Origin of the sequence: Paenibacillus sp. FSL R10-2771, assembly GCF_038000205.1 — a bacterium.
In the GTDB taxonomy this organism is placed as follows: domain Bacteria; phylum Bacillota; class Bacilli; order Paenibacillales; family Paenibacillaceae; genus Paenibacillus_AQ; species Paenibacillus_AQ phytohabitans.
Map to the genome: position 1 here is coordinate 7,853,306 of NZ_JBBOBM010000001.1, position 12,124 is coordinate 7,865,429.

At 54.0% G+C, this 12,124-nt stretch carries 10 protein-coding genes; 6 read left to right on the plus strand and 4 right to left on the minus strand.

From position 1 onward, the window contains the following. Positions 1 to 144 precede the first annotated feature (144 nt). Together NSU14_RS34170 and NSU14_RS34175 are read right to left on the minus strand one after the other, a co-directional pair. Entirely contained in the window at positions 145 to 1,239 is a 1,095-nt protein-coding gene (locus NSU14_RS34170) for a response regulator (protein WP_340948717.1), read from the minus strand. 11 nt (positions 1,240 to 1,250) lie between these two features. After that, positions 1,251 to 4,376 carry an ATP-binding protein gene (locus NSU14_RS34175; protein ID WP_340948719.1) on the minus strand — a complete coding sequence of 1,042 codons (3,126 nt, stop codon included), beginning with the start codon at positions 4,374 to 4,376 and terminating at the stop codon, positions 1,251 to 1,253. Positions 4,377 to 4,596: 220 nt separating this feature from the next. On the opposite strand from NSU14_RS34175, the gene NSU14_RS34180 reads away from it, so the two are divergent. Beyond that, a complete protein-coding gene (locus NSU14_RS34180) occupies positions 4,597 to 5,232 on the plus strand; it encodes a TVP38/TMEM64 family protein (RefSeq protein ID WP_042140322.1) in 636 nt (211 codons plus the stop codon). On the opposite strand, the gene NSU14_RS34185 is transcribed toward NSU14_RS34180, so the two are convergent. Next, the gene (locus NSU14_RS34185; RefSeq protein ID WP_340948721.1) at positions 5,218 to 6,729 is read right to left on the minus strand and encodes an aminotransferase class V-fold PLP-dependent enzyme; all 1,512 of its coding nucleotides are present in this window, start codon (positions 6,727 to 6,729) and stop codon (positions 5,218 to 5,220) included. The genes NSU14_RS34180 and NSU14_RS34185 overlap by 15 nt on opposite strands. Before the next feature lie 170 nt (positions 6,730 to 6,899). After that, on the minus strand, positions 6,900 to 7,376 hold the full coding sequence (locus NSU14_RS34190; protein WP_042140320.1) for a DsrE/DsrF/DrsH-like family protein: 477 nt from the start codon (positions 7,374 to 7,376) through the stop codon (positions 6,900 to 6,902). Positions 7,377 to 7,504: 128 nt separating this feature from the next. Between NSU14_RS34190 and NSU14_RS34195 the strand changes: the two genes are divergently transcribed. The 5 genes from NSU14_RS34195 to NSU14_RS34215 all read left to right on the plus strand — a co-directional run bounded on the left by NSU14_RS34195 (position 7,505) and on the right by NSU14_RS34215 (position 12,116). Next, on the plus strand, positions 7,505 to 8,233 hold the full coding sequence (locus tag NSU14_RS34195) for a response regulator transcription factor (protein WP_042140319.1): 729 nt from the start codon (positions 7,505 to 7,507) through the stop codon (positions 8,231 to 8,233). Then, positions 8,223 to 9,311, plus strand: a complete 1,089-nt coding sequence (locus NSU14_RS34200; RefSeq protein WP_052422148.1) for a sensor histidine kinase — start codon at positions 8,223 to 8,225, stop codon at positions 9,309 to 9,311. Before NSU14_RS34195 ends, NSU14_RS34200 begins: the two co-directional genes overlap by 11 nt. A gap of 72 nt (positions 9,312 to 9,383) precedes the next feature. Further along, a complete protein-coding gene (locus NSU14_RS34205; protein ID WP_042140318.1) occupies positions 9,384 to 10,262 on the plus strand; it encodes an ABC transporter ATP-binding protein in 879 nt (292 codons plus the stop codon). Further along, entirely contained in the window at positions 10,259 to 11,857 is a 1,599-nt protein-coding gene (locus NSU14_RS34210; RefSeq protein ID WP_340948722.1) for a Tat pathway signal protein, read from the plus strand. The genes NSU14_RS34205 and NSU14_RS34210 overlap by 4 nt, the downstream gene beginning before the upstream one ends. Before the next feature lie 34 nt (positions 11,858 to 11,891). After that, complete coding sequence (locus NSU14_RS34215; protein WP_042140316.1) at positions 11,892 to 12,116, plus strand: hypothetical protein; 225 nt, start codon at positions 11,892 to 11,894, stop codon at positions 12,114 to 12,116. Positions 12,117 to 12,124: the final 8 nt, after the last annotated feature.

Sequence of the window (12,124 nt, forward strand, 5' to 3'; positions counted from 1 at the left end):
CTGATAAACGTCGAACTATGACATAAAATATCGAATCGATGAGCACAAAATATACATATTTGCGCTAAAAAGCAGCCCGGGCAGGAGGAAGGAAGCCGGAGCTGCTTTTTTAGTGTGCTTTAATCTTTGAACATGCTTCAGCACTTATTTACCCAGGCGCTGATAGACCTCCATGAACCATTCCGGCAGGTCATCGCCCGTCTCGGCTTTGTAGGAGTCCCTGAATTGGGTGAATTTTCGCTGCGCTCTCAGAGGTTTGCCGATTTCATAATAAATGGAGATCAATTGCAGGGCATAACTCTCATCCAGCGGCTCCAGCTCGGCCAGGCGTACGGCGTAATCTTCAGCTTCATAATGACGTCCGGACTGTATCAGCTCCAGGGCAAGCTGCTCCAGCAGCTTAAGATAGATCCGGCGATATTTGTCGCGGGAGGAATACACCCAGAGGCTGTCCAGCGATTGCAGCAGATCCCCTGTGTACTGGGCGGCAGCATCACGCATCTCCTCCGGCTGATTGTTCTGCAGTGCGAGCGTGGCTGCCTCCATGAACCTTTCGGTATCGCCTTCGATTCCCCTGGATTCCAGCCGGTAGTTTTCCCTGTCGAAGGTCAGCTCAATACTGTCCCCCAGCGCAGCCTTCTTTAGGGTTTTGCGGATCTGATAGACAGTGGTGTGCAGATATTGCTTGCCCTTCTCATAGTTCCATTGCGGAAACACATCATTCAGAATTACGCTTACGCTGCCCTGTCTGTGAATCCATAGATAGGCGAATAATTCCTCCGCCTTATGAGTGCTCCATTTCACGGCGCCCTGCGGACCGGTCAGCTCATAGCCGCCAAGAAGCCGGAAGGCCGTTTCCGCACTTCTTGTCCCGGTGGCGCCGGTCAGCATACGCTTCGAGAGTATCTTGTTCCACGTCTTGAGCAGGCGCGGGGGGTCTACGGGCTTCAGCAGATAATCCACCGCCGACAGCTCAAAGGCTTCAACGGCATAATTCCGGTACGCTGTCACGAATACGATATCCGTGTCCGGTGAGAAGGGCAGCAGCTTCTCGGCAAAAGCCAAGCCGGACAGCTCAGGCATCTGGATGTCCAGAAATAGAATGTCGGGCTTATGTTCTACGGCAGCTGTAAAAGCTTCGCGCGGATTATCATACACAAGAACAGAGGAAATGCCGTCACACTGAAGCAGCAGCTCGCGCATCTGCTCCAGCGCCGGCCATTCGTCATCAATAACCATTACAGATATACTCAGGAGACCTCATCCTTCCATGGAATTGTTATAAGTACCTCGATGCCCCCGTTGCTCCCGCGTGTAATGACAAGCGGATAGCCGAACTGTGTCAGCAGCCGGCGGTTGATATTCCGCAGGCCGATTCCGGTGCCTTCTCCATGTGGAGAACGGTAGCCCTCGTTCATCCAGGAGGAGAGCTGCTCATCGCTCATTCCCTTACCGTTATCGGTGACGGTGATTAGGATGGCATTACCCTCCTGTCTGGTGGAGAGGATTACGGTCCCTCCATCAATCTTCTCCATCAGTCCGTGGCGGACGGCATTCTCCACGATCGGCTGCACAATCAGCGGCGGTAATGAAAATTCACTGACTTCAATATTATATTGGGCATTAAGCCGCTTCCCGAAACGGGCCTGCTCCAGTGACAGATAAGCCTCAATCAGTTCAAGCTCCTTCTCAAACGGAATCGCCGTTTCCTGATTGCTGAAATCGAAGCTGCCGCGCAGAAAATGGCTCAAATCATACAGCAAATGCCGGGTTTTCTCATTGTCGCGTGTGCTCATCCAGATGATCGTATTAATGGCATTGTAGAGAAAATGCGGTTTGATCTGCGCGCGCAGCATAGCGATCTCCGAACTTAGCCGGTCGGATACCGATCGTCTCAGCTGAACCAGGGTATTGACGCGTCCCTTGAGATCGCTCCAGGCATAAGGCTTATGGATGAAGTCGTTAGCTCCGGCACGGAAGGCCGCCTCATTGAAGTGAAGCTGCTGCCCGGCTGTGGCCATCAGGATCGGCAGATCCAGCGGCGTGTAAGTCTGGCGGATCCTCCTGCACAGCTCAAGGCCCGACATTCCCGGCATCATGACATCGATGATGCAGAGGTCGAAATCACGGTCCTCTGCAAGCAGGGCCAGTGCGTCCTTGCCGCTGCCCATACTGGAGATCGTATAATTCTCCAGCGACAGCAGGTTGGTCAGCGCCTTCAGATTGGCATAATCGTCATCCACAATCAGAATGCGTGGAGCATAGGGGCCTGCCTGTCCGGTGGAGTGCGTTACCGGAGTGGTTCTGTACTTCCATTCCTCATCCACGGCTTCCGGAGGTGCCTGCACCGGCGTAAGCAGCAGCTGGCGGTCTTCCGGCTCCTCCGTAACGGCTGCGTCAGCCTGCCTGGCGGGGAGTGTGAAGGTGAAGCTGCTTCCGCGGCCAAGCGTGGAGGACACGGTGATCCTTCCCCCATGCAATTCCACAAGCTTGCGGGTAATGGCCAGCCCCAGCCCCAGTCCGCCAGTCTCCAGCGAATCGGCTTCGTTAACCTGCTCATAATCACGGAAGATGCTCTCCAGCTGTTCCCGGGGAATGCCCCGGCCGGTATCGGTGACCGTTACCGATATGGAATCATCCAGCTGAACGGCCTCAATAATCACGCTGCCGCGATCGGTGAATTTCAGCGCATTGTCCATCAGGTTGTAGAGGATCTGCATCAGCCGCTGCTCATCGGCCTGGACCAGGAACGCACCCGGCGGAATGCGGTTCTTGATGCGGATCTCGCCGTTCTTATTCAGAAACTGGAAGACTTCAATTACAATTTCTGCAACGCCCTGAATATCCACAGCACCCCAGTGCAGGGTGATGCGCTGCCGCTTGATTTGTTCATAATCAAGGATATCCCTGACCAGGAAGGCAAGCCGTCTTCCGGTTCCGAGGATCAGCCGCATATCCTCACGCTGTGAAGGGGTAAGCGGCCCGCCGGCGCCCTCATACATAGACAGTGAGATATTGATGATAGCATTCAGCGGTGTACGCAGTTCGATCGAAGTCTTGAGCAGGAACTCATCCTTGTCCCGGTCCTTGCGTTCGAGCTGAAGGGAGAGCTGCTTGATCGTCTGATAAGCATACGCATGGCGTGCAGACAGGAAGAGGCCCTCGGCAAGGATGAAGATCGGGCCGGATACTGGCGGAATGGCATAGAGTCCCGTGCCCAGGAACAAATTGCCCGCCAGGGAGAAGGTGAACATTATCGCCGCAATCACACCGATCAGCAAATAATAGGAGCCGATCTCACGCCGCCAGGTTGCCTTGGCCATAACATAGAAGGTATAGCAGACCGAAATGAAGCTGAAGACCAGAAATATACTTGCGATCCGTGAGTAAATAAGGATCGTACTCATCAGTACAATAATGCAGAAGCCGAGCGAATATACGAAGGTGATCCGCCGGAAGAGCCGGGAATAGAGTGCGGGAAACAGGGAATAAGTATAGCTGGATACGAAGTAGAACCCGATTACGCCGGACATGACCTGTAATTTGCTGAAGGCTTCATAGGAAATGGAAGGAAGGTATTGGAACAACAGCTTCTCGCTGTGCGTCAGCATATAAAGAGCGATGGTGAAGCAATACATAGCCAGCTGCAGGGAAGAGTTGTCCTCTTTACGCTGGAATCCCTGTCCCAGAAAGTAGAAGCTGATAAAAGCAAACCCGGCCACCAGCAAAATATCATAGGTACTGTTCCGCTGGTCTATGGCCCCTATGGATGAAGGTGTGCCGATCCGGATGGATTCGGCAATGCCGCCGTTCGCATAGGTGAAGTTGGAGGTATGAATAAGGATTTCAGCCTGATTGTCCTTGGCACTGAAAGTAAAGGAATACGGGTTGTTGCGCGGTTCCGTGCTCTGAAGGGATACCCCCGGCAGTCCGCTTTCTCCCAGCAGCTCGCCATTCACGAATACCTGGCTGGCATTACGGATATTGTTCACCTTAAGGGCAAAGGCAGGAACCTCCGGCGGAAGCTGGAGCAGCAGGCGGTAGGTGGCATATCCGTAACGGGAGAACCCGGTAGTCTCAGTGCCCGGACCCCAGGCTCCGGGTACAGCCATATAAGCCGGAGCCTTCGCAGTACCGGAGAGTGTGTCTTGCGGGTCCAGCAGCTGTTGCCAATAGAACTCCCATTCACCGTCCAGCGGGAAGACAGAGGAATCATCAAAGGTACATGCGGACAAATCTATATAACCGTTCTGCCGGCTGGAGCATTTGGAAGAAGAGGCGCCCAGGAGCGGCACCAGTGCGGATGCGGCAAGCAGGCAGATGCACAGCAGGGCGAGCGCTCTTTTGGCCAGCAGACTATAATCAAATGGTTTCATGAAGACCTCACTTCGGGCTGGCTGTTGGTTCGACAAGATAAGAGTATATCCCGGTTCACGCCGACTCTGTTACTAGTTGATTTCATCATATCTCCGGCAGCTTATGCTTGTCTAGTCAGTTGACGTTTTGGCGTCAGGCGGACAGAAGTATTGTATAATTGAAACTCAATGCTATGTATAACGGCAACTATTCCAGAATGTAATGAGGAGAGCTGAGGAAATGTTCTTTTTAGATATAATGTCATGGCTGACCGAGGAGCGGCTGCGGACTCTGCTGGAGCAGTACCGCTCGCTCGGGCCGCTGCCCGGAGTTGGACTTACCTTCATGAAATCATTCGTGCCGCCGCTGCCGACCATTGCAATTGTGGGGCTTAACGGGGCGGTATACGGGTTATGGCTCGGATTCCTGTATTCCTGGATCGGTCTTGTAGCCGGCTGTGTAACTACTTTCCTGATTATCCGTAAAATCGGCAGCCACCGCTACCTGCGCAAATGGGCGGAGCGGCCCAAGGTCGCCAAAAGCATGACCTGGGTCCGCCAGAGCGGGTTCAGCTATGTTTTTCTGCTCAGTCTGTTTCCGGTAGGGCCATTCGTAGTCATTAATATGGCTGCCGGGCTTGCCGCCATGCGTCTTCGTTCCTATCTGATTGCCCTATGCGCCGGCAAAGCCATTATGGTCTTCGCGGTCTCCTACATCGGCAATGATGTGGACCGGTTCATTCGTCATCCGGGAGAGATTGTCTACGTGCTGCTGTTTATCGGAGTGTCGCTCTGGGGGGTTAAGGCGATTGAGTCCAGATTCGCCCGGCTGGCCCGGGAACGGGAATCAAGCAGCAAACCGCTACAGAGAGAATAATTCGCGGATCTCGCCCCCGGGCTCTCCTGTATCCCCGGTGTGAAGCCAGCTGTTGGTGGCAGAATTATAGCGGTAATCGCTGCTCCATTCGCCGATGCGGCTGACGATGGAACGGACGGCGAAGGCCATATGCTCCACCTCCCGGTCCGTCATGACCGGGTGCAGGGACAGGCGGACCCAGCCCGGCTTCAGTGACTGGTCGCCGGCGTGGATCGCCTGGATGAACGCCTGCGAATCCGCAGGGTCCAGCCCGAGCAGCTGATGACCGTACGGGCCGGCACAGGAGCAGCCTCCGCGTGCTTGAATGCCGAAGCGGTCATTCAGCAGGCGGACGGCGAGGTTGTAGTGGATCTCCTTCAGTGTGAAGGAGATAATCCCGTGGCGCTCAGTCTGCGCGCCTGCCAGTACGGAGCAGCCTGGAATCTGCGCAAGCTCCGCGAGCAGCTTCCGGCATAGCTCCTGCTCCCGGACCACCATATATTGTCCGGGTCCGTTCATCTGATCCTTCAGTCTGATGCACAGCGCTGTGCGGATAGCCTGCAGGGAACCGGGGGTGCCTCCGTCCTCGCGTACCTCCACGTCAGCAATATAGCGGCGCCCGCCCCAGCGATTGACCCATACCACGGTGCCTCCGCCGGGTTCATCCGGCACGCTGCCGGTGCTAAGTGCGGCGTCAAAGAGCAGCACTCCGCCGGTTCCGGGGCCGCCCAGGAATTTGTGCGGAGAGAAGAAGATGGCATCCAGCTTCTCCTGCGGAGATACGGGATGCATGTCGATCCGTTCGTAAGGTGCGCTCGCGGCAAAATCGACAAAGCAAACCCCGTCATGCCGGTGCATGACGGCGGCCAGCTGATGGTAGGGTGTCTGGATGCCGGTGACATTGGAGCAGGCGGTGAAGGAGCCGATTTTGAAGCGGCGGTTCCGGTAGCGCAGCAGGAGCTCCTCTAACTGCTTAAGGTCAACCTGCCCGCCCGGCCCGGATGGAACGGTGACCACATCGCCGATGCCCTCCTGCCAGGGCAGCAGATTGGAATGATGCTCCATATGACTCACGAAGATAACCGGGCGTTCCTCCGGCGGACAGACGTAGTTCTGCTGCAGCCATTCCGGCAGCTTAAGGCCCATGATCCGCTGCAGCTTGTTCACCGCTCCGGTAGTGCCGTTGCCGCAGAAGAGCAACGCATCTCCGGGACCGGCATTCACATGCTGCCGGATGATCTGCCGGGCTTCATTATAAGCCAGGGTCATCGTTAGCCCTGTGGTATTGGAATCGGTATGCGGATTACTGACATAGGGGCCGAAGCTCTCCTGCATTCTGCGCTCGATCGGCTCATACAGCCGCCCGCTGGCTGTCCAGTCAGCATACAGCAGCGGCTGGCGGCCGTACGGGGTAGTAATCATATGACGGTTTCCTATTGTATGCTCGCGAAAAGCCGCGAAATGCTCCTGCAGTGATGACGGCGCCTCTACTGCACCGGCGTGGCGGATACTCAGCACGGATAATCCCTCCAGACAATGAATCTGTTGTCGCGGATACGGAAGGGGACCGTCCTTGGAGGGATGGCGGTACCGTCCTGATAGAAGGACGGCAAATCCGTTTCCGCTTGCCCTCAGTATATGCCCGCGCCCGGAATTAGGTTAAAGCCCATGCCGGACCACAATACTGCTTAGATAAAAAGCTGAATATCGCTCTCCAGTGCGTCCTTCAAGTATGCCGCAGCGTCGATAATCTCCACCTCCGGCAGCAGCTCCTCCGGCTTGAAGCCCATAATTTCCACCGAGAGCTTGCAGGCATAGAACTTGATGTTCTTTTTGCGCGCCCCCTTCAGGAAATGAATCAGCTTCGGCGCCCCCTGATCCTCAATCATCTCCTCCAGCATCAGCTTGCCTAGGCCGCTGAAGTTCATCCGCGAGAGCGGCAGCTGCTCCGGCCCTTTGGGCGTGATAACATCCATCAGCTTCTCGTAGATACTCTTGTCCTCCAGCGTCATTGTCTCCGGGTCCCGGATGAGGAACAGCCCCCAGAATGAGAAGAACATCGTAACCTCCACCTCAATATCCCTTGCGGCATTCGCCAGAATCAGCCCCGCCATGGCTTTGTCATATTCTCCGCTGAACATCAGCAGATTTAATTTTTTACCCATTCGTTAACCCTCCATCAGTATCCATAGAATGTCATTAGTATGGTTGTACGGAGGTAAAGTATGCCTGCCCGGCGAATACAGCATACAGGTGAGGATTTTCAATATTTTGGATAAAGGCAGGGATAAGGTTGCAGGATGAACACATTTTGCTGGTAGACGACGAAAAAGGGATTCTGACGATGCTTGAGCTGCTGCTCCATAAAGAGGGATTCAGGCATATTTCAACAGCAGCTTCTGGGCAGGAAGCTATGGCGCTGGTCGAAGGCGCTTCCTTCGACCTCATTGTGCTGGATGTGATGCTCCCGGATACAGACGGATTCGGGCTGTGTCAGCAGATCCGCAGGTATACAACGGTTCCGGTGTTATTCCTGACTGCACGCTCGGGCGATTATGATAAATTAATGGGCCTAGGCATCGGAGGAGATGACTACATTACAAAGCCGTTCAACCCGATGGAGGTTGTGGCGAGAATCCGGGCGCAGTTGCGCCGGAAGAATCAGTACGGTGCTCCGGCGGCGCCGGCAGCGCAGGTTATGGACTTCGGTGTGTTTGCTGTGGATAAAAGCGCTGCTGTACTGACCGTACATGGAGTGGATACCCCTTGTCCGGCGAAAGAATACGAACTGCTGGTTTTTCTGTGCGAGCATCCCAATCAGGTGTTCACCGCGCTTCAGTTATATGAACAGGTCTGGGGACAGGCGCTGACAGGAGATGAGAAGACCGTGGTGATTCATATTTCCAGACTTAGAAAAAGACTTGGAGAAGATCCGGCAGATCCCAAATACATAGTGAATTTACGCGGCATCGGCTACAAATTCGTTCCCGCCAGGAAGGCGGCGGCTATTCATGAAGATTAATCTGCGCCAGAGTCTTCGTCTTGTCTTATATCTCATGCTGAGTCTGCCTCTGCTTGCTCTGGTTATAAGTGGCGTTCTAGTCCTTCTAACGGAGCAGATTCTGCCGCACGAGGGGCCAGAACAGGATCTCGCGGTATTGATCAGTTTGCCTGCCATCCTGTTCTGCTTCATGATCGTTGCCGGCTGGACATTAGGGAAGCCGCTGTATTACATTATCCGCAGAATTGACCTTCTGGCAGGTGGAGTATACATCGATCGGGCGGGTGACCGGAAGATCTATACCCGGAGATCGGAGAAGCTGAAGCGGCCGTACCGCTTGTTCAAAGAGCTGATTGTCCAGCTGCAGACATTATCTGGCATACTGGAGAACAGCAAGCAAGAGAGGAGACATCTGGACGAGATGAGGATGGAGTGGGTCGCCGGGATCTCCCATGATCTCAAGACCCCGCTTACTTATATTAAAGGTTATTCTTCGATGATGCTGTCTCCCCAATATGATTGGACGAAGGAAGAAACCATTAAATTTCTGACGGAAATTGAACAAAAGGCCAATCACATGCAGGAGCTTATCGGTGATTTGAATTTATCCTTCAGGCTGGATGAGCAACAGACTCCCCTGCAGCGGGAACGGACGGATTTGGTTGAATTCGTGCGGCGGATTGTGGCAGATGTGACTAATGATCCCCGTGCTGCCCGATATAACCTGACCCTCGAAACCGCAGAGTCCCATATTGAAGCGGAGCTGGACCCGCGGCTTCTTGGGCGGGCGCTGCATAACTTAATCCTCAATGCCATTCTTCATAATCCTCCGGATACCCGTATTAAGATTCTCATTAGGCAGGATGTCCGGCTGGAGATTGTTATTGCAGATGATGGAGCAGGGATGAGCGAGGAGAACGTCAGCCGTTTGTTCGATAAATATTACCGCGGTACCTCCACTGATATCCTGTCGGAAGGAACCGGATTAGGTATGGCGATTGCGCGTCAGCTGGTGCTGGCACACGCAGGAGACATCAGCGTGACAAGCCGTCTTAACGAAGGAACCTCGGTCTGCGTAACGCTGCCGCTGCATAGTTAGGCTGATATTTGTCTGCCGTTTACTCCGATTTTACTTTGGAACCCTACAATAAGAGCAACAGGGGGAATGAGTATGCTGGAGATAGAACAGGTTAGCAAGCAGTACAAGAAGGGGGTCTGGGCACTACGGGAGATTAGCCTTCAGCTCAGGCCGGGAATTATAGGTTTGCTGGGGCCTAATGGGGCGGGTAAATCAACACTGATGAGGATTCTGGCGACCGTCTCCCAACCAACAGCCGGGAAGATCACCTGGAACGGGGCAGATATTCAGAAGAAGCCAGATGAACTTCGCCGGGTCTTGGGATATTTGCCCCAAGACTTTGGCGTATATCCCCATCTGAATCCGCTGGAGTTCCTGGAATACGCAGCCGCATTGAAAGGTCTGGGCGGCCGTCTGATGAGAAGGCGGATTATGGATATTCTGGAGCTGCTGAATCTCCAGCATACCTTGAAGCGCCCAATAGGCAGCTTCTCCGGAGGGATGCGCCAGCGGATCGGCATTGCCCAGGCGCTGCTGAATGATCCAAGCCTGCTGATTATTGACGAACCGACCACAGGTCTGGACCCGGAAGAGCGGATGCGGTTTCGCAGCCTGCTCACAGACTTGTCCGGGGGGCGGATTATAATTCTTTCAACCCATGTAATTTCCGATGTCGAAGCTGTTGCCAGTCAGATTGCCATCCTATCCCGTGGGCAGCTTATGGCCTATTCTGATCCGGCTGTACTTTTAGGCAAGGTGCAAGGGAAGGTATGGTCCGTCCTCATCCCGGATGAAGAATATCAGGTAGGACGTAACGGCTGGCTGATCAGCGGTACGATCCGGCAGGAGAACGGGATGCTGGTGCGCATGGTCTCGGAGGCGCGGCCGCTTCCACAGGCGGTGGAAGCAGCTCCAAGTCTTGAAGAAGCCTACCTGTATGCCAGAGCCATACAGGAGGAGGGTGTAAAGTGAGGATCATCCGTACTATTTCCTATATTGCGCGGGCGGATTTTCTCGAAAGGATCAGACAATTCGCATTTCTGGTCATCCTCGGCCTAACCCTGCTGGCGGCTTACTTCTTTGTCCCTCCGGCAGAGGCTGCTTATGTCACTCTGGATCTGGACGGGTACCGGGGGATTTATAATTCAGCCTGGATCGGCGGCTCCGTAGCCATCTCCACCACACTGCTGCTGTCTCTGCTGGGTTTCTATTTGGTTAAGAACAGCATTGAACGGGATGAGACCACCGGAGTCGGACAGATTATAGCTTCCTCCTCCGTGAAGAAGCTATATTATTTGTTCGGCAAATGGATCAGTAACTTCGCTGTTCTGTCCGCTATCACCGTAGCTGTCATGGCAGCCTCGGTAATTATGCAATGGGTCCGGGGAGAGGAACGGGTGATCGAATGGTGGCCGCTTGTATCTCCATTTCTGTTCCTGACGCTGCCATTCATGTCTGTTGTGGCTGCTCTGGCTGTAGGGTTCGAGACAACCCGTATCCTTAAGGGGACGCTGGGTAATGTTCTCTACTTCGTTTTATATCTGCTCTTTACTGCTGGATCGGGTGTTATGCCATTCGGGCCGGATCTCATTATTTCAGCGATGCAGAAGGACCTGATGGCGATCAGTCCGCAATCCTCGGGCTCCTATGGGATGGGAATTCTCTTTCCGGAGAAGCCGCTCCGTCTGTTCGAATGGCAAGGTGTGGACTGGACGTGGCCGCTGCTGTCGCAGCAACTGTCGATTGGGCTAGCAGCCTTTGTGCTGATTGCTGCAGCGTCTATGCTGTTTCATGGATTCAGGGAGACAGGTTACGCTATAAGAAAGCCTAAGAGGGCTGGAACGGGGCTCGCGGATGCGGATAACACAGTGTTTGATTTGCAAAAGGAAATTGGGCACCCCGTTTCCGGGGTGTATGTATCCATGCTGCCGCCTGTAGTCATCAGGGATTCCTTCCTGACCTTAATCCATGCAGAATGGCGCTTAATGATGAAGGACGCCGCTACACTACGCTGGCTTGTCATTGCCTCCGTGCTGTTCATCCTGGGACTCGCGGTTCCGATTTCCGTCTCAGCCGAGTGGAAGATCTGGCCTGCCGTCTGGATCTGGCCGCTGAGGCTCTGGTCCGGACTGGGGAGCCGGGACGCACGCTGCGGGACGCAATACCTTGTAGCTTCGAGCCCGCGTTACGCTACCCGTCAGTTATCCGCGATGTGGATTTCAGGAGTTATGCTTACCTGCATCACGGGAGGAGGTCTGCTCCTGCGAATGCTCCTCGAGGGAGATTGTAAACATATCCTCTATTGGACTGCAGCGGTATTTCTGATTCCCAGTCTGGCCCTCGCATGCGGGGTGTTGACCGGGACAGGCCGTACCTTTGAGCTGGTATACCTGATCATCTGGTACCTCGGTCCGTTCAGCAGAATGCCTTATCTTAACTTTTTGGGCACAAGGAATTCAGAGACTTCTGCGGGTAATCTGCTCATTACGAATATGGTCTATCTATTAATCAGCATGGGCTTGTTAACGGCTGCTTACCTGTCAAGAAGACGGCTGGACCAAGATTAATCACTATTAATCATGAAAAATGGAGGAAATCCACATGAAATCAACATCATTTTCCAGACACATGACCAGAATGGCGTTAATCGGACTAGGTATCGGTCTGGTAATGTTCATACTTACCCAATCCGGAGTGTTTGAGATTCCGATTGTAGTCGGCACAACCTCATACGAGGGAATGGCCTCTTCTCTTCTGCTGCTCACCGGCTTTCCAGTCCTGCTGCTCCTGTTCGGTCTGATCCTTTACGGGGTGCGGAAAAGGTAACACTTTCA

Bases quoted from the DNA above. Each gene is read 5' to 3' on its own strand.
- NSU14_RS34175 (WP_340948719.1), bottom strand. From the start codon at position 4,376: ATGAAACCATTTGATTATAGTCTGCTGGCCAAAAGAGCGCTCGCCCTG.
- NSU14_RS34170 (WP_340948717.1), bottom strand. From the start codon at position 1,239: ATGGTTATTGATGACGAATGGCCGGCGCTGGAGCAGATGCGCGAGCTG.
- NSU14_RS34190 (WP_042140320.1), bottom strand. From the start codon at position 7,376: ATGGGTAAAAAATTAAATCTGCTGATGTTCAGCGGAGAATATGACAAA.
- NSU14_RS34180 (WP_042140322.1), top strand. From the start codon at position 4,597: ATGTTCTTTTTAGATATAATGTCATGGCTGACCGAGGAGCGGCTGCGG.
- NSU14_RS34200 (WP_052422148.1), top strand. From the start codon at position 8,223: ATGAAGATTAATCTGCGCCAGAGTCTTCGTCTTGTCTTATATCTCATG.
- NSU14_RS34215 (WP_042140316.1), top strand. From the start codon at position 11,892: ATGAAATCAACATCATTTTCCAGACACATGACCAGAATGGCGTTAATC.
- NSU14_RS34205 (WP_042140318.1), top strand. From the start codon at position 9,384: ATGCTGGAGATAGAACAGGTTAGCAAGCAGTACAAGAAGGGGGTCTGG.